General features: G+C 36.0%; 22 protein-coding genes and 3 tRNA genes. 13 read left to right on the forward strand and 12 right to left on the reverse strand.

Going from position 1 to position 18,347, the window contains the following annotated elements; genetic code table 11:
- Positions 1 to 273: 273 nt before the first annotated feature.
- The 8 genes from ACFOSX_RS10980 to ACFOSX_RS11015 all read left to right on the forward strand — a co-directional run bounded on the left by ACFOSX_RS10980 (position 274) and on the right by ACFOSX_RS11015 (position 5,892).
- The gene (locus ACFOSX_RS10980) at positions 274 to 999 is read left to right on the forward strand and encodes a DUF6090 family protein (RefSeq protein ID WP_386100766.1); all 726 of its coding nucleotides are present in this window, start codon (positions 274 to 276) and stop codon (positions 997 to 999) included.
- A 157-nt stretch (positions 1,000 to 1,156) separates the two neighbouring features.
- Positions 1,157 to 1,831 (forward strand): hypothetical protein, encoded by a 675-nt coding sequence (locus ACFOSX_RS10985; RefSeq protein WP_386100769.1) that lies wholly within the window; start codon positions 1,157 to 1,159, stop codon positions 1,829 to 1,831.
- A gap of 14 nt (positions 1,832 to 1,845) precedes the next feature.
- A complete protein-coding gene (locus tag ACFOSX_RS10990) occupies positions 1,846 to 2,565 on the forward strand; it encodes a hypothetical protein (protein ID WP_386100772.1) in 720 nt (239 codons plus the stop codon).
- A gap of 138 nt (positions 2,566 to 2,703) precedes the next feature.
- Entirely contained in the window at positions 2,704 to 3,180 is a 477-nt protein-coding gene (locus ACFOSX_RS10995; RefSeq protein WP_386100775.1) for a hypothetical protein, read from the forward strand.
- Between the two features lie 155 nt (positions 3,181 to 3,335).
- Positions 3,336 to 4,118: a hypothetical protein gene (locus ACFOSX_RS11000; RefSeq protein WP_386100778.1), complete on the forward strand. Its 783-nt coding sequence runs from the start codon at positions 3,336 to 3,338 to the stop codon at positions 4,116 to 4,118.
- A gap of 147 nt (positions 4,119 to 4,265) precedes the next feature.
- The gene (locus ACFOSX_RS11005; protein WP_386100781.1) at positions 4,266 to 4,814 is read left to right on the forward strand and encodes an NUMOD4 domain-containing protein; all 549 of its coding nucleotides are present in this window, start codon (positions 4,266 to 4,268) and stop codon (positions 4,812 to 4,814) included.
- Between the two features lie 18 nt (positions 4,815 to 4,832).
- Entirely contained in the window at positions 4,833 to 5,204 is a 372-nt protein-coding gene (locus tag ACFOSX_RS11010; protein WP_386100784.1) for a glyoxalase, read from the forward strand.
- Positions 5,205 to 5,289: 85 nt separating this feature from the next.
- Positions 5,290 to 5,892 carry a hypothetical protein gene (locus ACFOSX_RS11015; protein ID WP_386100787.1) on the forward strand — a complete coding sequence of 201 codons (603 nt, stop codon included), beginning with the start codon at positions 5,290 to 5,292 and terminating at the stop codon, positions 5,890 to 5,892.
- Between the two features lie 56 nt (positions 5,893 to 5,948).
- Here ACFOSX_RS11015 and rpsT read toward each other — a convergent pair whose 3' ends face one another.
- From rpsT to proS, 3 genes are all read right to left on the reverse strand, one after another.
- A complete protein-coding gene (rpsT, locus tag ACFOSX_RS11020; RefSeq protein WP_386100790.1) occupies positions 5,949 to 6,200 on the reverse strand; it encodes a 30S ribosomal protein S20 in 252 nt (83 codons plus the stop codon).
- Positions 6,201 to 6,230: 30 nt separating this feature from the next.
- Positions 6,231 to 6,302: transfer RNA gene (locus ACFOSX_RS11025), tRNA-Glu, on the reverse strand.
- A gap of 140 nt (positions 6,303 to 6,442) precedes the next feature.
- A complete protein-coding gene (gene proS / locus ACFOSX_RS11030) occupies positions 6,443 to 7,921 on the reverse strand; it encodes a proline--tRNA ligase (protein WP_386100793.1) in 1,479 nt (492 codons plus the stop codon).
- A gap of 112 nt (positions 7,922 to 8,033) precedes the next feature.
- Between proS and ACFOSX_RS11035 the strand changes: the two genes are divergently transcribed.
- The 4 genes from ACFOSX_RS11035 to ACFOSX_RS11050 all read left to right on the forward strand — a co-directional run bounded on the left by ACFOSX_RS11035 (position 8,034) and on the right by ACFOSX_RS11050 (position 12,299).
- Positions 8,034 to 9,209 carry a hypothetical protein gene (locus tag ACFOSX_RS11035; protein WP_386100796.1) on the forward strand — a complete coding sequence of 392 codons (1,176 nt, stop codon included), beginning with the start codon at positions 8,034 to 8,036 and terminating at the stop codon, positions 9,207 to 9,209.
- Between the two features lie 30 nt (positions 9,210 to 9,239).
- On the forward strand, positions 9,240 to 10,769 hold the full coding sequence (locus ACFOSX_RS11040) for an OmpP1/FadL family transporter (RefSeq protein WP_386100799.1): 1,530 nt from the start codon (positions 9,240 to 9,242) through the stop codon (positions 10,767 to 10,769).
- Positions 10,770 to 10,879: 110 nt separating this feature from the next.
- A complete protein-coding gene (locus ACFOSX_RS11045) occupies positions 10,880 to 11,566 on the forward strand; it encodes a Crp/Fnr family transcriptional regulator (RefSeq protein ID WP_386100802.1) in 687 nt (228 codons plus the stop codon).
- A gap of 166 nt (positions 11,567 to 11,732) precedes the next feature.
- The gene (locus tag ACFOSX_RS11050; RefSeq protein WP_386100805.1) at positions 11,733 to 12,299 is read left to right on the forward strand and encodes a TlpA family protein disulfide reductase; all 567 of its coding nucleotides are present in this window, start codon (positions 11,733 to 11,735) and stop codon (positions 12,297 to 12,299) included.
- Between the two features lie 2 nt (positions 12,300 to 12,301).
- Here the strand turns inward: ACFOSX_RS11050 and ACFOSX_RS11055 are convergent, their stop codons facing one another.
- From ACFOSX_RS11055 to ACFOSX_RS11085, 7 genes are all read right to left on the reverse strand, one after another.
- Entirely contained in the window at positions 12,302 to 12,748 is a 447-nt protein-coding gene (locus ACFOSX_RS11055) for a beta-carotene hydroxylase (RefSeq protein WP_386100808.1), read from the reverse strand.
- Positions 12,749 to 12,757: 9 nt separating this feature from the next.
- Complete coding sequence (locus ACFOSX_RS11060) at positions 12,758 to 13,597, reverse strand: phytoene/squalene synthase family protein (RefSeq protein ID WP_386100811.1); 840 nt, start codon at positions 13,595 to 13,597, stop codon at positions 12,758 to 12,760.
- 1 nt (position 13,598) lies between these two features.
- Positions 13,599 to 15,068, reverse strand: coding sequence for a phytoene desaturase family protein (locus ACFOSX_RS11065; RefSeq protein ID WP_386100814.1), 1,470 nt, complete (start codon positions 15,066 to 15,068; stop codon positions 13,599 to 13,601).
- Between the two features lie 13 nt (positions 15,069 to 15,081).
- Positions 15,082 to 15,981 (reverse strand): MerR family transcriptional regulator, encoded by a 900-nt coding sequence (locus ACFOSX_RS11070; RefSeq protein ID WP_386100817.1) that lies wholly within the window; start codon positions 15,979 to 15,981, stop codon positions 15,082 to 15,084.
- 169 nt (positions 15,982 to 16,150) lie between these two features.
- Positions 16,151 to 16,414, reverse strand: a complete 264-nt coding sequence (locus ACFOSX_RS11075) for a GIY-YIG nuclease family protein (RefSeq protein ID WP_386100820.1) — start codon at positions 16,412 to 16,414, stop codon at positions 16,151 to 16,153.
- A gap of 25 nt (positions 16,415 to 16,439) precedes the next feature.
- A tRNA-Leu gene (locus ACFOSX_RS11080) sits at positions 16,440 to 16,523 on the reverse strand.
- Between the two features lie 52 nt (positions 16,524 to 16,575).
- Positions 16,576 to 16,648, reverse strand: a tRNA-Lys gene (locus ACFOSX_RS11085).
- A 129-nt stretch (positions 16,649 to 16,777) separates the two neighbouring features.
- Here ACFOSX_RS11085 and ACFOSX_RS11090 point away from each other — a divergent pair.
- Positions 16,778 to 17,299 carry a shikimate kinase gene (locus tag ACFOSX_RS11090; protein WP_386100823.1) on the forward strand — a complete coding sequence of 174 codons (522 nt, stop codon included), beginning with the start codon at positions 16,778 to 16,780 and terminating at the stop codon, positions 17,297 to 17,299.
- Here the strand turns inward: ACFOSX_RS11090 and ACFOSX_RS11095 are convergent.
- Together ACFOSX_RS11095 and ACFOSX_RS11100 are read right to left on the reverse strand one after the other, a co-directional pair.
- Entirely contained in the window at positions 17,291 to 17,785 is a 495-nt protein-coding gene (locus ACFOSX_RS11095) for a phosphoribosyltransferase family protein (protein ID WP_386100826.1), read from the reverse strand. The genes ACFOSX_RS11090 and ACFOSX_RS11095 overlap by 9 nt on opposite strands.
- Positions 17,786 to 17,868: 83 nt before the next feature.
- Positions 17,869 to 18,240, reverse strand: coding sequence for an RNA-binding S4 domain-containing protein (locus tag ACFOSX_RS11100; RefSeq protein ID WP_386100829.1), 372 nt, complete (start codon positions 18,238 to 18,240; stop codon positions 17,869 to 17,871).
- Between the last annotated feature and the right edge of the window lie 107 nt (positions 18,241 to 18,347).

Below are 18,347 nucleotides of genomic sequence, written 5' to 3' on the forward strand. Positions count from 1 at the left end.
CGTGTAGAAAAAGAGAGGGGATTTTCAATGTTGACGAAGTCTAGGCTTCTACGTGTATAATAACCTTGATCCTCTCTTTTGTCTTTTCTGTTTATAACTCTAAATTTAATGGATTGTAAACTTAAGAAGTGTATAATTAATGGCTAGTTATCGCCTACTTACGAAAATCCTCGCGGATTTTCTATTCGGCTTTTATTTGCTAAATTAGGTGCTTAAACACGCCACTAATCATACACAAGACCGTTGTGCTTCATTAAAACCAACCATTAACCAATGATAAAATTCTTTCGAAAAATTAGACAAAATCTGCTTTCACAAGGAAAAACTGGAAAGTATCTTAAATATGCGTTTGGAGAGATTTTACTTGTAGTTATTGGAATATTAATCGCATTGCAAGTTAGTAATTGGAACAAAAAAAGAATTGACTCTGATTCTGAAAAAGAAGCTCTTTATGATTTAAATACAGAGATAAAATCTAATATAAAAGCACTGGAAATAATAATAGCTGAACACGAAAAATCTTTGGTTGCAGGAAAGGAAATTAAATCAATGATAACTGACACTAATAAGCTAAATAGTATTTCCAATGATAGCTTGCAGTCTATCTTAATTGTTATGAATTATAATTATACCTATGACCCTAAACTTGGAATTTTGAATTCAGTAATAAATTCAGGGAGAATTAACTTAATACAGAATAAAGAAATTAGATATATGTTATCCTCAATAAATGAATTTATTATTGACGCAGATGAAGATACTAAAATTATAGAAAAATTAAGAGGAGAATATTATTGGCCAATGATTGCATCAAAAAAAGAAATAATTGATTATAATAAGCTCTCAAGGGACAACAAAAAATCTTTTCGTAATCCTGAATTTATTTTTTGGGTTGATTTCATTACAACTGTTAGGCAATCAGGATTGGAAGAAGAGAATGATTTATTGGAATTTCTTAAAAAAGTTAATATCGCAATCGAATCAGAAATAAAAAAATAACGAAAGCACAACAATGGCTATAAGTAATTGCTTGTTCTCGCCTACTTCTGAAAATCCTCGCGGATTTTCAGTTTGGTGTGTACTTGCAAAGTTAAGTGCTAAACCACGCAACTACTCATAGCCGAGACCGTTGCGTGCAATTTGAGAAACAGAAATTATGTCAATATTGAACAAACTTTTTGGAAGAGAAAAAAACTTTGATTTTAATAAAGACCTCAAATCTGCTAAAAAAGAAAAGCTATTACCAAATAGTACAGCTCACGGATTCCCAATTCACAAAAGACATAGAGAAAAAATCATCAACAAAATAGTTGAGATAGATGCCAAGGAATTTGTTGGTTCATTTTTAGAATGTCATTTTATCGATTGTGAAATAAAGATTCGTTGCTCTGCCAAGTATACCTATGTCTTGACAAACAAATGCACATTCGAAAATTGTCTTATTTGGGCACATACAAAACAAATTGGCGGAAATTGGAATCCAAAATTCAAAAATTGTTCATTCAAAGGACGTTTTGAATTACGTTTTGAAAATAAATTAATCAGTTGTGATTTTTCACAAGCCAAAATAAGTACGGTTGGTTTACTAAAAAACAACACTCTAGACGAAATTACTGGAGTGACTTATCCAACAATTGCAATATTAGACTTAAAAAATAAGATGTCGGAATTGGATAAAATTGAAACAACTGATAGTTTTAAAGATTTTATATGGGCGAGTAAGACAGATTCTGGTCTAGTAATTGTTAACCTTGAAGAATTTACGGATACACCGCAAGAATTATGGAATAAGCTTAAAAATTTAGATTTTATAAAAACTCAACTTAAATAATTATACCTATAAAAATGAACAAAACCATTAGCTACTACATTATTCTTTTCCTTACTACAATCACTATAGGATGTTCATCAAATGAAGCCAATAAAATTGATTTAGAAATAAAAGACCCTTATAAAATTATTCATATTAAGCCCGATTACTGCAAAAAATATGGATGGGAAGAAAGAAATTTTAAAGTTAAGATTCCTAATACCTACAAAAATTATGAAAAAGACACACCAAATAAAATTCATTATGTAAGTGTTCAGAAAGAAACTGACGAAAGTAGCGAATTACTAGAATTTGCAAGCGCAAGTTTGGGTTTAACGCTTTCCACAAATCTTGTAGACGGTGATTTAAACGCTTCTAAAAGCTACAGTATGATGTTTAACACATTCAGACCGATAATAGACAAATATGTTATTGAGGCAGGAATGCAGAAATTGATTAACCAGTTTTGTTCTTACCCGAGCATTGTTGTTTACTCAAAAAAAGCCGATGACGAAATTATAATAAATGATTTACCAGCAAATTATTCTGAACTCCTAATACGCTATCAAGCAGAAGACAAAGAAGTATGGCAACAATATTCATATATTATCGTACCAAACCCAAATGACTTAAATAAATCGTTAACAGCTTCTTATATAAAAGAAGTATACAATTCTAACAAAGAACTGAGTAAAGAAAAGTTTTTGGAATCTGAATCATTTAAAATCATATCAAATATCGAATTCATTGATTAACTGATAAACTGCTCAAAACAATGGCTATAAGTAATTGCTTGCCTGCCTGTCGGCAGACAGGTTCTTACCACTTCTGTACTTGCAAAGTCAAATGCTAACACACGCAACAATTTATAGCCGAGACCAATAGTATACATTATGAAAATTACAAAGATATTTACACTAGCTACTTTCCTTCTAACGGTTAATTTCTGCCTAGGCCAAGTAAAAACTGATTCATTAACTTTCCAAGATTTTAACAACAGGTCTTTTGAATTTATAGAATTTGTGAAGTCAAGCGATAATTTTAATGGCTTTAACAACTGGTGCGAGAATGGGTTAAATGAAAAAATTTTGAAAACATTATCAAAATTAAAGGAGATTAGTAAAAACTATCCAGACGGCGTGGAGATTACTGTGATTGCTTATGGTAAGATTCCATTGAAAAATAAGCCATTGGAAATTATTTACAATCTAAAAGACATTGATTCGAAGAACGAATTTGGGGTACTTTTAAATTATCGTGATGACGGAAACTTATTAATCGATAAAATAGACTCTATAAAATTGACAGATTTGCTTAAGGATACTTTGAGAAATCCACTACCAATGCCACCGAAAAATAAAAATAAATAACATTTACCAGCGCTATAAAGTCGTAATTACGGCGGATTCCTCTACGTGCAAATCCATTACGAAATTTCTATCGCCTGTGCTATCCGAAATTTGATGTAAATTTAGCCGTAACTGACGGTTATTTTAGACCGTTGTTTACAACATAAATCAAAACAATGAACAGAAAAATAATCACACTTTTACTTGTAGCAATATTCACGAATTTTGGGTATGCTCAATCTGAAAAAATCAATATTAAAACTGAACATTTGTTAGAAGCGAATTATCTGCAAATGGATGACTTTTATTTGACTCATTATCTATACATTGACCTGTTTCTAAGAGAAAATCTATTTCCAGAAGCGAGTTCCAAGGATGTTTCTTCTATTCTTAAGGCTCTTAAAAAGTATGTTTCGTTAGAAAACAAATTAGACGTTGAAATTGAAAAGCCCGGAAAAAGGAATTACTTGATTCGATTTGCAATTTTGAAGAAAGAAGACGGAACTGAACTTTTAATAGCTTTCACTAACTGGAGCGTAAAGAAAAAAGAGTTTGAAAAAGATATCAAAATGGAAAATGATTCCTACACGAGATGGTATTTTCTAAATGGAAACAAAATGACTTATCGTAAAGATATGTCTAACCAGAATGATTACTCGACTATGAATAAATCTGACTTGGCAAATGCATACTTATTCGATGAACTATCTGAAAACGATTCCGAGATAGAAAGCACAATAGTGGAATACCTAAACCAAAAAGATTTAACCGTTTCTGATAAAATTATGGCGAATTTAATTCTTTTAAAATATCAAATCTTTAAAAAAGAGAATGATAATGTCGCTAAACAAACCGAACACTTGACTGAATTATTTGAGCAAAATAAATCTGAATCAAATTTGAGAGGTTTGCAGGTAGCTTTTGATGCTACGAAATATCAAATAGGATTAATGAATTGATACTGTGTACAACAACGGATAGAAGTAATTGCTTGTTCTAGAATCCTCACGGATTTTGTATTCGCTCTGTATTTACTAAATTAGACACTTAAAATACCTAATCAACCATAGACAAAAACGTTGAGTACTTTTGATAAAAAATAAAGAATGATAAGAAACTATTGGAATGAAGAATGGAAGCCGATTGAATTTGATGATGGCATCGCAGATAACGAGAAATATAAAATCTCAAATTATGGTCGGATAATAAATTGCAAAGGAGAGCAGGAGGTTTTAGTCAAAAAAACCTATATCAATGGGTACCAAAACCTACCGTTAAAACAAAAACGGAATGGTAAATTAACGAGCAGATACGTTCACAAACTTTTAGCAGAACATTTCCTTGAAAAAAATGACGGAGTTTGCGTCATCCATCTTAACTACGACAAAACCGACAATCGTATTGAAAACCTAAAATGGGCAACCAAGCGCGAAAAGGAACTGCACCAGTTCAATAATCCAAGTTGGGAACAAGTTGTTGAAAAACGTGGCAAAAAAATTGGTAAGCTGAACGAAGGGAAAGTGAAAATCATCAAACGCCAACTAAAAAATAACAAAACCCGAATCAGCATGATTGCAAAACGTTTTGGCGTATCCGACACACAAATCCATAGAATAAAAAGAGGAGAGAACTGGAGCTCTGTAAGCGCAGATTAATAATCAGATATATAGCGAATGAAACTACAAGGAAAATCCATAAGACCATTTATCGGTGCTAAAGACTACACAGTATCTCGGCAATTTTATAAGGATTTAGGATTTGAAGAAGTGGTTACTTCTCCAAAAATGTCTTATTTCTTTATGGGTCGCTTCGGCTTTTACTTGCAAGATGCCTATGTAAAAGATTGGGTGGACAACTCCATGATTTTCTTTGAAGTGGATGATTTAGAAAACACGCTGACTAATATAAAAAGTCTTAAACTCACCGAAACCTACGACAACGTAAGACTATCCGACATCGTCAATAATGATTGGGGCAACGAGTTTTTCCTTCATGACCCTTCTGGGATATTATGGCATTTTGGGGATTTTAAGCCGAGAAGATGAAAAACTGTTTTGTATTTACTGAATAAGTAAATTAATACGGGTCACGATTTTTTTTGAATACTTTACAACTAACATTAAAATCGAAATGCATAAATATTGGAAAATCAAAGGCTCTAAGTCAAATAAGCTGATTGTTATAAGAAATAAAACAATCTATAAAGGAAACCCAAAGTACGATGAGCTTAATAAATTAAATGTAGAGTCTACTGATTTGTCGTTTTTAGATAATCTTTTTAGTGTTCCTTATACTTACATAAAACGAATTGAAAATCAAAGTGGAAAAAATGAATTAAAAATTTACTATGGTAACAATTCAGAAGATGAGCTAATCGTAAAGGACAATAAGATAAAGCAAGAGATTTTTGATGTTTTAAAAGCCGATTTAACAAGTTTTAATTACGTTTCTAAACTTCCAAGTATTTTCAATTATGGTAAAAAACAATTCTTCGCGCTATTGTTTATGACAGGACTTTTTATTTGGTCTCTTTATTTAGCTGTTCAAATTGAAAATGGAGCTAACTACGAAATTATTGGTAGTGGTCGGAGTATTTTTGGAATTGTCCTGTTTATAGCGAGCTTCGGAATAATTAAAATTGTGATTGGCTTTGTTCTAATATTATCAATCATTTCTATTTCTCTTATAAGGCGATTGAGATCACGAAGTGAAATGGAAATCTTAAAAAGGTGAAACAAAAAATCCCCGCCAAAGGCAGGGATTTCAAATATCTTCTTTTAGGAATCTAATTAAAGCGCGTTAACGTGTAATGTTAATTGTGACTTTAAGTTTCCAGCTTTGTTATCGTGAATGATATTTTTCTTAGCAAGTTTATCAATCATGCTGATCACTGAAGGTAACATACCTTGAGCTTCTTTAGCGTCAGTAATCTCACGTAACTTCTTAATAGCGTTACGCGTTGTTTTGTGCTGATATCTGTTAAGAACTCTGCGCTTTTCGTTACTTCTAATTCTTTTTAATGCTGACTTATGATTTGCCATTATATGTTTTTCTTCTAATTTAAAAAATTGTAGCCCGTAGGGGAATCGAACCCCTCTTACCAGGATGAAAACCTGGCGTCCTAGCCGATAGACGAACGGGCCATTTAGTTATACTATTTACATGCTTTTTGAGGGCCTGTAAAACTCATTAGTATTTAAATGAACACACAATGTTTCCATTGCGGATGCAAAAATACAACTATTTTTAAATGTTGCAACTTCAAATTAATTTTTTTTCAAAATTAATACGCTTTTGCAAAAAGCACTCTTCCTTTAGATGGATTTCCACTGTACACACATTGGCCTTTTTCTGGTTCAAAATCGTTGGGAATGCAACGTATAGTAGCCTTTGTCAATTCTTTAATTTTAGTTTCAGTCTCTGGAGTTCCATCCCAATGCGCCGAAATAAATCCGGTTTTGGTGTCTAAAATAGTTTTAAAATCTTCAAAATTATCCACCTCAGTAATATGCGTATCTCTAAAGTGTAAGGCCTTATTAAATAAATCCTCTTGAATAGTCTTCAATAACCCTTCAATATGGTCTTCAATCCCTTCAAAAGAAACGGTTTCTTTGGTAAGATTATCACGTCGAGCTAATTCTACCGTTCCGTTTTCCAAATCCCGTGACCCAATCGCGATTCGTAATGGGACACCTTGCAATTCATGTTGGGCAAATTTTGCACCTGGGCGATACGTGTCTCTATTATCGTATTTTACGCTAATGCCTTTGGCTTCCAATACGGCTTTAAGCGTTTCTACTTTCGCTGTAATAGCGTCACGTTGCTCATCAGTCTTATATATAGGTACAATAACCACTTGAATCGGCGCTAAGTTTGGCGGTAATACAAGTCCTTGGTCATCACTATGCGTCATAATCAGAGCACCCATAAGACGTGTGGAAACGCCCCAAGAGGTCGCCCAGACATAATCTAAGGTGCCTTCCTTACTCGCGAATTTCACATCAAACGCCTTAGCAAAGTTTTGTCCCAAAAAGTGTGATGTGCCAGCCTGTAAAGCTTTTCCATCTTGCATTAGAGCTTCGATACAATGCGTATCTACGGCACCTGCAAAACGTTCGCTTTCTGTCTTAACACCTTTTATTACGGGAATGGCCATAAAATTCTGTACAAACGTGGCGTAGATGTCGTTCATTTGTTCCGTTTCTGCAATAGCTTCCGCCTCAGTGGCGTGCGCCGTATGGCCTTCTTGCCAAAGGAATTCGGCAGTACGCAAAAACAAACGGGTACGCATTTCCCAACGTACTACATTGGCCCATTGATTAATTAGTATCGGTAAGTCTCTATAACTCTGTATCCAACCCTTATAGGTGTTCCATATGATTGCTTCACTTGTTGGTCTAACCACCAATTCTTCTTCAAGTTTTGCTTCTGGATCCACACGTAATTTTCCTGGTCTATCTGGATCATTCTGTAATCTATAGTGGGTGACTACGGCACATTCTTTGGCAAACCCTTCGGCATTTTTTTCTTCGGCTTCAAATAAGCTTTTTGGCACAAAGAGCGGGAAATAGGCGTTTTGATGACCTGTAGCTTTAAACATGCGGTCTAATTCCGCCTGCATCTTTTCCCAAATAGCAAATCCGTAGGGTTTAATCACCATACAACCACGAACTGCGGAGTTTTCGGCTAAATCGGCCTTGACTACGAGTTCATTATACCATTTTGAATAATCTTCAGCCCTTTTCGTAAGATTTTTGCTCATTGCGAGTGTTTTGGCACAAATATTGTGATTAAGTTAAATAATAATAAAACAGAAATTTGTGGCGCAAAACTAACTATTTTTGTATTGCCCAACAATTAAAACCTGCATCGTTATGAGAATAATTACACTTATGAAAAAGAATTTTAACTCGCTATTGGCGCTTGGCGCACTTGTAGCCTTAACCTCTTGTGGTACATATCAATATGCAGGCTATGATAATGATGGTATTTACCAGACAAATGGACAAAAAGTAGTTGTTGTTGAGGCTGAAGAAGCATCTAGAAGCTCATCAAACTATTACTCTAACTATTTTGCTGAAGAGTCTAGGGACTTAAATGAAATTAGTGGGGAATCAGAAATCTTTACGGATATCGATTCTTATGAAGGGAACTTTGTAGCTACGGACACTCTCGAAGCACCATTGAATTACGGTGGTTGGGGACAAGTTAATGATCAAGTTACTATTAATATAATAGACAACGGCTGGAACAACTGGGGCTGGGGCTGGAATGACCCTTGGTTATACGGTGGACGTTTTGGCTGGGGTTGGAATAACTGGGGTTGGGGACGACCTTGGGGCTTTAACCGATTCGGCTGGGGATGGAACAACGGCTGGGCCTGGGGCGGTGGCTTTGGTTGGAATGCTGGCTGGGGCTGGGGCGGAGGCTTCGGTAATCCTTACTGGTGTCCACCGGGATATGGCTACGGCGGTTATTACGGAAACGGTTTTGCCTACAATTATGGAAGGAGAGGTTCTGTATATGGAAGAAACAGTTCTCTGATTAATAACCGAAGCGTTGCACAATTAGGAAGACGCTCAGATATAAGAAGCATAAGAAACAGAACTACTGCAACTAGCGGTAGATATACCAGAGGGACTAACACAAGATCTCGACTGTCCAACTCTAATGGTAGAGTTATCAGAAATTCAAACGGTACACGTACGGTACGTCCAGGTAGTGGGACAAGAGTAAGGCCTGGATCAGGCACTCGAGTACGCCCAGGAAGCGGTACAAGAGTTGTGAGACCAGGGTCTGGTACACGAGTTCGCCCGGGAAGTGGTACTAGAGTCAGACCAAGTAGCGGAACACGTTCAACAACAAGAAGATCTAGTGGTACACGAGTTAATCGTTCAGCACCTTCAAGATCGAGTTCAAGAAGTTCAGGTTCTGTACGTTCGTCTAGTAGTAGTCGTTCTTCGGGTAGTGTTCGCTCATCTTCTAGGTCGTCTTCAAGTCGTTCTTCAGGAAGCAGAGGTGGTTCTTCCAGAGGTAGAGGACGCGGATAAAAATTTCATCAATCTTACTAATATTTTACAATGAGAAAGTTTCAATATTTTGTCATAGCTACGCTTGCTATGGCTACGTTAAACGCCCAAGACATCTCAGATGCGGTTCGTTTATCAACGGATAATGTAGAAGGAACAGCACGTTTTAAGGGTATGAGCGGTGCATTCGGTGCACTAGGTGGTGATATGTCTGCTGTATCTATCAACCCAGCGGGGTCTTCAATTTTTAATAACAGCCATGCCTCGGCATCCTTAGGTTTTGGCAATAACAGAAACGACACCTTTTATTTTGAAGATGCCTTATCTAGTCAGGATTCTAGTTTCGATTTAAACCAAGCAGGGGCATCTTTTGTCTATTTAAACGGTAATCAAAATTCACCATGGCGCAAGTTTGCTTTGGCTTTGGCCTATGATAAAACCGGAAACTTCAACGATAATTGGACGGCTAGAGGTGTAAGCCCAACCGCCAATATCGGAGATTACTTTTTGGAGTATGCAAGAGGGCTTCCACTTGCAGATATTTCTGCTCTGGAGGGCGAAACACTATCTGATGCTTATTTTGAAATCGGGCAGGCTTTTGGCTTTGGCCATCAGCAGGCATTTTTAGGCTACGAGTCATTTATATTAGACCCTGAGAATGAAACCGACGATAATACGGCATACATTAACACGATTACTGGTGGCAATTATGACCAGCAATTTGCATACAACGCCAATGGCTATAACGGTACTTTAGCGTTTAATGCATCCGCACAGTATGGTGACAATTTACATATTGGGTTAAATGTTAATTCGCATTTTGTGAATTACGAAAGAAGTACCTTCTTTTCAGAAAGAAATAACAATGCATCCGCAGGCGTGAATCGTGTAGGATTCGAAAATATATTGTTGACCAATGGTGTTGGATTGTCCTTTCAATTAGGGTCTATCTTAAAGTTGGATAATGGTTTCAGATTAGGATTGGCCTATGATTCACCAACATGGTATAGAATTACGGAAGAAAGTTATCAATATTTGGAAACTACGGTTAATGACGGTGACAATGCACCATTTAGTCAAGTTATTGACCCAGGATTTTTTACTCTATTTCCAGATTACAGATTCAGGTCGCCTTCGAAAATTACGGCGAGTGTGGCTTATGTAGCTCTAGATAAAGGATTATTGAGTTTTGATTATTCTCGAAAGAATTTTTCGAATGCTGAATTCAGACCAAATTCCGACCCATTTTTTCAGTTTCAGAACGATGATATCGAAAACCGTCTAAAGGATGCGTCTACGTATAGATTTGGTGCCGAATACCGAATTGAGCGCATTAGTCTAAGAGGCGGTTATAGTTTTGAAGAAAGCCCTTATGAAGATGAATCTTTCTTCGGAAACAGAACAGGCTATTCTTTAGGATTGGGCTACAAATTCGGAAACACAACTTTGGACGTTGCTTTCAATAGCCTTCAGCGCCAATACAATTATCAGTTCTTCGGAAACTCGCAGGAATTTACCAATGCAAGTATTATTGATAACGTAAACACCAACGTGGTTTTAACTTTAGGTTTTTCAATCTAAGGAGACCTTCAAATTAAAAATATAAGAGAAAGGCGTTCATTACGAGCGTCTTTTTTTTGTAAGCTATTTGAAACCTTTCCGACAGTAAGGAGTATTAAACGCTTTTTACTATGAAATCTATTTGGGTTTTTGAAGATGTAAATCTATTCGGGCTACTTTGTCCGCATAAGTTTAAACGGTATAAGTCTTGCCATGAATTTGACCGGTACAAAAAGAGCGATTACATCTATTTTGAAGAAGACGCTTCAAATAAGGTATACCTCATTGAAAAAGGTAAAGTGAAAATAGGCTATTACAGTGAAGATGGCGAAGAGATTGTAAAGTCAATTTTAAGTAAAGGTGAGTTGTTTGGCGAAAAATCCATACTTGGCGAAAGCAAACGCGACGAGTTTGCGCAATCCATTGACAACACAACTTCAATTTGCCCAGTAAGCGTTGATACCATGCACGATTTAATGCGCGACAATAAAACCTTCAGCTTTAAGGTTTATAAATTCATTGGATTAAAATTCAAGCGACTCGAAAGACGTTTACAATTATTACTATTTAAAGATTCCAAAACAAGATTGACGGAGTTTTTAGATGAATTATGTTCCGATTATGGTTACGACTGTGATAAAACAGGAGACCATATCATTCATCATCCCTACACGCAAAAAGATATGGCGTCTCTACTTGGTATCTCTAGACCAACACTAAATACGTTGATGAATGACTTAAAGGACAATAAGGTTATCGATTTCAATAGAAAAGAGATAAGAATTTTCAAAAAAAGTGGCGTAGTGTTAGCTAGCTAACATTTTAAGGTTTCATATAATTTTAACGTAGTTGTAATGTTTCAACCAATAGGAACAATTACTAGACAGTAGAATAACTTACTTAGTTTATGTAATAATAAAAGCGTGATGTCGACCAAGACATCACGCTTTTATATTATTTTAGTTTGAATTAATTCCCCATGCCATGAGCTTCTTTAAATCCCGAAGAAACAGTATCCTCTTTTTAATCCTCATCGTTATTTTGATTGTGCCCCAAACACGGACGCCAATCCAAGTGGCTATTCATAAATTGAAGTCTAAAATCTTTTCAGCTTCAGTTATTGATAAAAATGAACAAGAGCGATTAGCTGATTACAATTGGAAGCTGAAAGACCAAGAGGGTAATCTGTATGATTTAAAAACGGCTGAAGGCAAAGTGGTGTTTATCAACTTTTGGGCGACCTGGTGTCCGCCTTGTATTGCAGAAATGCCGAGCCTTCAAAGTTTATATAATGCGTATGATGGTAAAATGGAAATCCTCTTTGTGACGAATGATAATGAAGGACAGATTTCAAGATTTATAAAACGGAAAGGTTTTGATTTTAAAGTGTACAATCCGGCTTCGGATTATAGTCATTTATTCGAGGTGCCAAGCATTCCTAGAACTTTCGTGATTGATAAAAAAGGAAATATTGTTATCGACGAAAGCGGTGCCATTGATTGGTTCAGCGAAGATGTGACCAATCAGTTGGATGCTTTAATTTTAGAATAAGACTATTTGAAATACTTCAAGGGTACTATCAGCATCCCAAAGTTTTCGCCTTTATGCTTTCCTAAATGTTTGTGGTGAATTTTATGTGCACGTCTTACGCCACGTGCATATTTATTATCGATATTACGTAACCACTTAAAGCGTTGATGGATAAAAATATCGTGTACAATAAAATAGGCGAGTCCATAAGCCATGATGCCCAAACCGATAGGCAGGCAGTACCAGACGTCATGAAAATTCCAAATGTACCAACAGGTCATACTTACTATAGCATAAAAAATAAAGAAGGCATCATTGCGCTCAAACCAGCTATCGTGGTCTTTGTGATGGTGGTCTTTGTGTAAACTCCAGAGAAAGCCGTGCATCACGTATTTATGGGTAAACCATGCGTTAAATTCCATGATAAAAAAGGTTCCTAAAAATATAAGAATCCAATAAAGGGTATGCATATCTATTGGTTAAATAAGGTTGAGTTGATACTTTACGTAGCTTCTTGTGAGAAGTTCTACTTTACGATAATTAGGTACTCTTATTCGTGCGGACTTAATATCTAGAGCTGGTGTTTTCTTTAGCTTTTCGAGTAGCTTGTTATAATATCTATAAGCCATAAATACACCGAAACGCGCTTCAAGAGGTAACTTCTTTATTCCTACTAAACCCTTGGCAAAGTCACTTTCAATATCTTGAATAATGGCTAGTTTAGAGGCTTCGTCCAGTTGATTTAAATCGGTATTCGGGAAATAAGTCCTACTCAAATCTTCAAAATCAGCTTTTAAATCCCGAAGGAAATTTACTTTTTGAAATGCCGAACCCAAACTCATGGCAGAAGCTTTCAATTCGTCATATTTCTCTTGATTGCCTTTTACAAAAACCTTTAAACACATCAAGCCAACCACGTCCGCAGAACCATAAATGTAGGCCTTGTATTCTTCTTCCGTGAGATAGTCCTTTTTATGAAGGTCTAGGCGCATACTTTTCATAAAAGCATCCACCAAATCTTTGTCGATACCGTAGTTATGATAGGTTTCTTGAAAGCTATTCAAGATAGGATTTAAACTAATCTTTTGGGAAAGCGCTTTTTCCAAGTCATTTTCAAAATCGTTGAATAAGGTTTCCTTGTCGTACTCATGAAAGGTATCCACAATTTCATCAGCAAAACGAACAAATCCATATATATTATAGATGTCTTGCCGTATGCTATCGGAAAGCATTTTGGTCGCCATAGAAAAAGAGGTACTGTAGGAGTTGGTAACCACCTTACTGCACATTTTGGAGACATTATCAAAAATCGATTTCATGTTAAGACGTTTTAGATTGATGTTTTAAGATGAGGTCGGCCACCAATTTTCCAGAAATTAATGCTGGGGGAACTCCAGGTCCCGGGACGGTCAACTGTCCTGTAAAATAGAGTTGCTCTACTTTACTACTCTTAAGATTCGGCCTTAAAAAAGCCGTTTGCATCAATGTATTCGCCATTCCGTATGCATTTCCTTTGTAAGAATTATAGGCTTCCATAAAGTCTAGCACGCAGAAGGACTCTTTAAATATAATATTTTTTTCAACCTTTTGTAGGGTTTTCTTTTCAAAACGGCGCATAATTAATTCGAAATAACGCGCTCTTATTCCGGGTGTATCTTCCAAATTTGGGGCAATAGGAATAAGAAAAAAGCCCGTTTCACAGCCCTCTGGCGCCATTGAAGCATCAGTCACAGACGGGAAATTAGCATAAAACAAAGGCTCATCCGGCCATTTTGGATTATCGTAAATATCCTCAGCATGAACTTCAAAATCTGCATCAAAGAACAAATTGTGATGTTCTACGTTTTTTAGTTTTTTGTCGAATCCTACATAAAATAGGAGTGAGGATGGTGCAAAGGTTTTTTTATCCCAATACGCTTCGGAATATTGACGGTATTTTTCATCTAAAAGGGTTTCGGAATGATGGTAATCCGCACCGCTAACCACATAATCAAATTTATGTTGTGAACCATTAACAGTTAACCCAGTAGTTTTTGAATTCTCCACATTGATTTTTTCTACTGCTGAATTGGTGTTGATGGTAACGCCAAGCTCCTCCGCAAGGGCTTTCATGGCTTTAATAACTTCGTACATACCGCCTTTGGGATGCCAGGTGCCTAGACCAAAATCGGCATAATTCATAAAGCTATAAAACGAAGGTGTTTTGCTAGGCTTTGCACCTAAGAATAGCACCGGAAACTCTAAAGTTGAAATAAGTTTAGGATTCTTGAATTTTTTCCGAACGTCACTACTTATCGTTTTGAAGAATTGGTCCAAACGGGTCACAGTGTCTTTTGTGACCAACTCCAAAGGCGACAAACCAGGTTTTAAGACAATTTTATTGATGGCAATATTGTAGTTGTCTTGTGCTTTTTTGATAAAAGACCGCAATGGTTTTGAACTGCCTGGCTCAATACGTTCAAACTCATCACATATTTTATCCATACTATCGCCAATGGTAATAACATCATCGGCAAAGAATATTTTATATGCTGGACTTAACTTATCGAGTTGATAATAATCACTGGTTGACTTACCGAATGTAGCAAAGAACTTTTCAAAAATGTCGGGCATCCAATACCACGAAGGGCCAATATCAAAGATGAAGCCTTCCTTTTTAAGTTGTCTCGCCCGTCCGCCGACCGTATCGTTTTTTTCGAAAATAGTGACATTATTTCCTGCTTTTGCAAGATGACAAGCCACTGAAAGGGAAGAAAAACCAGAGCCGATTACGGCAATTTTTGTAGGCATAGTATTTTAAGACTTATACAGCTTCCACCAATTCTTGGATGGATTTAAAAGATTTAATCTCTTTGGGCAAGTTAGGAATATCTACATGATTGAGCATTCTTCCAAGCACATATAATTCAGCATTGTTTCCAACTATGATATCTTTATGGAATTGCTTCAGATAAGATTCTACCTCTTCTTCAACAGGTTTAATGGTAAAGTAACTGACGTACTTTACATCATCATAATATCTCAATATGTCACTTAGATTTTCCATAGGCACACTAGAGCCCAAAAATATACATTGGTTGCCTTGCGAAACGAGCTCATAATGAATAAACATAAGCCCAAGCTCGTGAATTTCGTTATCAGGAAGATAAAGCACATAGGTAGACTTTGACTTAAGAGGTGTTTTAGATTGAATTATCTCAATATTCAACAAAATCTTTTGTCTAATTAATGCTACGAGAAAATGCTCGTGTGCCGGCGTAATAGTCGTCGTTTGCCAGAGTAAGCCTATTTCCGTTAAAAGCGGTATAAATATATCGTAGAATATTTCCTTAAAAGGACGCTCCCTGAGAAGTGATTCGTACGTGTTATAAAACAAAACTTGGTCGAAGTTGAGCATCGCCATCTTAAAGGAATTAATGGCATGACTTTCGTTGTTATCCTCCGAGGCAATTTCCCTAACTAATACTGGGATTTTATGGTCTTCAAGAGTAGCTATCTTTGAAATTTTATAGCCATTATTGTTCAAGAAACTTACGTTAAGGAGTTTCTGAAAATTCTCTAAATCGTAATATCGTATGTTGGTTTCTGTACGTTTTGGTGTAAGGAGATTATAGCGTTTCTCCCATATCCGTATCGTGTGAGCCTTAATTCCGGTTAGGTTTTCAAGGTCTTTAATGCTAAACCTATTCTTTAGATTGTTCATTAATTTAGAAAATTAGTTAAACAAAAATAAGATTTTAGCTGATAAGTGCTTGTTTTTTAACAAAAATATAATGTTGAGTGAAAAATAAAACAAGAAAAAGTGCGCACGAGAAGACTGAATGCTGACGCTTTGGTCAGCATCCTGATTTTTGAAATACAATTTCAAAACATCAGGGCTTCCACTTATCTTGGCTGAACTTTTCGATAAAACTCAAGGTTTTCTCACGCGATAGGTTTTTGAGTTTACGTTCCAATTTTACTGCCTCTGATTTTGTTGGTTTCTGGGTTACCCAAATAGGTGTCCAGGGTCTGTAGGGAGCAGTTGATTTTTCCATTCCAGCGTTATGGCGTTTGATTCTTTCAGGAAAATTACCTGTTTGTCCTTTATAATATTTGTCAAAACGTTCAGAATGCAAAATATAAACGTAATACATCAGAGTGAAATATCTTGATAAAAAGTGCGCACGAGAAGACTCGAACTTCCACGGACTAATGTCCACTGACCCCTCAAGCCAGCGCGTCTACCAATTCCGCCACGTGCGCAATAAAGAAAAGTAAATATAAAAAAAAAGTTAAGCAGTGGCTTAACTTGTTGTGACCGGGCTGGGGCTCGAACCCAGGACCCTCTCCTTAAAAGGGAGATGCTCTACCAACTGAGCTACCCGGTCATTAATTTTTCTCTAACGAGGGTGCAAATATAAAATGATTAATTCATAAAACAATAGTTTTTTGATTTAAATTTTTCGTTTTTTTGTTCAAGGAAATCTATCTTATTAAGTGTCAAAATAAAAGCGTTTATGATTATTGTTTTAATGGGTTATATGGGGTCTGGAAAGTCGACGATTGGACGACATTTGTCTGAAATTCTCAGCTATCAGTTTCAAGACCTCGATACGTTTATTGAAACAACCGTAGGTCTTTCGGTACCCGATATTTTTAAAACAAAAGGTGAACTGTTTTTTAGAAAAAAGGAAGCTGAATGTCTTAAAATACTGTTGGAGTCTGAGGATAATTTAGTACTTGCTTTAGGTGGCGGTACACCCTGTTATGGAACTAACATGAAAATGATTTCAGATGCCTCAAATGTTACGTGTTTTTATTTGAAAGCGTCCATTCCAACACTTGTTAATCGGTTAATGCCCGAAAAGGAAATCCGTCCATTATTAAATCAAATCGAAACGAAAGAGGAGCTAGCAGAATTTATAGGTAAACATCTGTTTGAACGCAATGTATTTTATTCGCAAAGCGATGTCACAATTACTACAGACGATAAATCTATAAAATCTATTTGCGAATCTATAGTTGTTGAATTAATCTAGATACGCTTCGTAAGGTTGCTTAGAAAGGTTGACCTTGACGTGTTCGTTTAATGAGGTCGACAACGAAATGCCTTTGAAATCTGCTTTTACTGGATATTTTTTATGGTTTCTATTGACCAAAACTGCGGTTTTAAATTGCTTTAGCGGAACATCAAGAAAATGACGCACACTGTACATTAAAGTACTTCCAGAATTTAAGACATCATCTACCAACACCAAAGACTTGTTTTTGTAATCCTCTTTTTTAAGAGATGTTGTGATAGTGTCTAGTGGTTGCTTCTTGTCTATCGTAACTTTGCAGAGCTGACTGTCTATATCAGAGATTTTATCCAGATTTTGTTTCAAGCGCTTAGCCAATAAGAAGCCATTGTCTTCTATGCCGGCAATAATTAATTCAGATTCATTGACATTGCTCTCGTAAATCTGATAGGCGATGCGCTTTATTTTATGTTCAATTTCCTGATGATTTAATATGATGTTTTTCATGGATGCCGATTAGATGCTAGTTCAAATATAATACAGTTTTGGTTAATCAAAATTAGACGTTTATTGAAACGCTAATTCAAGAGTTATTCTTCTTCAGAGGTATAATCGTCTATGTCCCTTCGGTCTTTTTTTGTAGGGCGACCTGTACCTTTTTTGCGGTAATAGTCTTTACTGTATTTTAATAAGTCTTGAGTTTCAAACTCTGTTTTTGGTGTAATGTCCGTTCTGTAGATATCCACTAATTTGGCACCAACTCGACTTGTAGGTATATCATTAACTTTTAGTTTGTAATTAATTTGGTTTTTCCGAACATCCACTATATCCAATATATACAGCTCCCGACTAGGTTTAACGGCATCACCGTTAACTTTAACCTGTCCTTTTTTACAGGCAACGGTAGCTTGATTTCTGGTTTTAAAATAGCGCGTGCACCACAGGTACTTATCAACTCTCATAATTAATTAAAACAACGTTAATCTCCTTGTGCAAAAGTATTATAATATCGTATCTTGCCCTGCGAAAATAAAGATAAAAAAATGGCGTTTCAGCATTTAAACGTCCT

The sequence above is a fragment of the Winogradskyella maritima genome (assembly GCF_042650215.1).
GTDB classification, from domain to species: domain Bacteria; phylum Bacteroidota; class Bacteroidia; order Flavobacteriales; family Flavobacteriaceae; genus Winogradskyella; species Winogradskyella maritima.

Bases quoted from the DNA above. Each gene is read 5' to 3' on its own strand.
- ACFOSX_RS10980 (WP_386100766.1), top strand. From the start codon at position 274: ATGATAAAATTCTTTCGAAAAATTAGACAAAATCTGCTTTCACAAGGA.
- ACFOSX_RS10985 (WP_386100769.1), top strand. From the start codon at position 1,157: ATGTCAATATTGAACAAACTTTTTGGAAGAGAAAAAAACTTTGATTTT.
- ACFOSX_RS10990 (WP_386100772.1), top strand. From the start codon at position 1,846: ATGAACAAAACCATTAGCTACTACATTATTCTTTTCCTTACTACAATC.
- ACFOSX_RS10995 (WP_386100775.1), top strand. From the start codon at position 2,704: ATGAAAATTACAAAGATATTTACACTAGCTACTTTCCTTCTAACGGTT.
- ACFOSX_RS11000 (WP_386100778.1), top strand. From the start codon at position 3,336: ATGAACAGAAAAATAATCACACTTTTACTTGTAGCAATATTCACGAAT.
- ACFOSX_RS11005 (WP_386100781.1), top strand. From the start codon at position 4,266: ATGATAAGAAACTATTGGAATGAAGAATGGAAGCCGATTGAATTTGAT.
- ACFOSX_RS11010 (WP_386100784.1), top strand. From the start codon at position 4,833: ATGAAACTACAAGGAAAATCCATAAGACCATTTATCGGTGCTAAAGAC.
- ACFOSX_RS11015 (WP_386100787.1), top strand. From the start codon at position 5,290: ATGCATAAATATTGGAAAATCAAAGGCTCTAAGTCAAATAAGCTGATT.
- rpsT (WP_386100790.1), bottom strand. From the start codon at position 6,200: ATGGCAAATCATAAGTCAGCATTAAAAAGAATTAGAAGTAACGAAAAG.
- proS (WP_386100793.1), bottom strand. From the start codon at position 7,921: ATGAGCAAAAATCTTACGAAAAGGGCTGAAGATTATTCAAAATGGTAT.
- ACFOSX_RS11035 (WP_386100796.1), top strand. From the start codon at position 8,034: ATGAGAATAATTACACTTATGAAAAAGAATTTTAACTCGCTATTGGCG.
- ACFOSX_RS11040 (WP_386100799.1), top strand. From the start codon at position 9,240: ATGAGAAAGTTTCAATATTTTGTCATAGCTACGCTTGCTATGGCTACG.
- ACFOSX_RS11045 (WP_386100802.1), top strand. From the start codon at position 10,880: ATGAAATCTATTTGGGTTTTTGAAGATGTAAATCTATTCGGGCTACTT.
- ACFOSX_RS11050 (WP_386100805.1), top strand. From the start codon at position 11,733: ATGAGCTTCTTTAAATCCCGAAGAAACAGTATCCTCTTTTTAATCCTC.
- ACFOSX_RS11055 (WP_386100808.1), bottom strand. From the start codon at position 12,748: ATGCATACCCTTTATTGGATTCTTATATTTTTAGGAACCTTTTTTATC.
- ACFOSX_RS11060 (WP_386100811.1), bottom strand. From the start codon at position 13,597: ATGAAATCGATTTTTGATAATGTCTCCAAAATGTGCAGTAAGGTGGTT.
- ACFOSX_RS11065 (WP_386100814.1), bottom strand. From the start codon at position 15,068: ATGCCTACAAAAATTGCCGTAATCGGCTCTGGTTTTTCTTCCCTTTCA.
- ACFOSX_RS11070 (WP_386100817.1), bottom strand. From the start codon at position 15,981: ATGAACAATCTAAAGAATAGGTTTAGCATTAAAGACCTTGAAAACCTA.
- ACFOSX_RS11075 (WP_386100820.1), bottom strand. From the start codon at position 16,414: ATGTATTACGTTTATATTTTGCATTCTGAACGTTTTGACAAATATTAT.
- ACFOSX_RS11090 (WP_386100823.1), top strand. From the start codon at position 16,778: ATGATTATTGTTTTAATGGGTTATATGGGGTCTGGAAAGTCGACGATT.
- ACFOSX_RS11095 (WP_386100826.1), bottom strand. From the start codon at position 17,785: ATGAAAAACATCATATTAAATCATCAGGAAATTGAACATAAAATAAAG.
- ACFOSX_RS11100 (WP_386100829.1), bottom strand. From the start codon at position 18,240: ATGAGAGTTGATAAGTACCTGTGGTGCACGCGCTATTTTAAAACCAGA.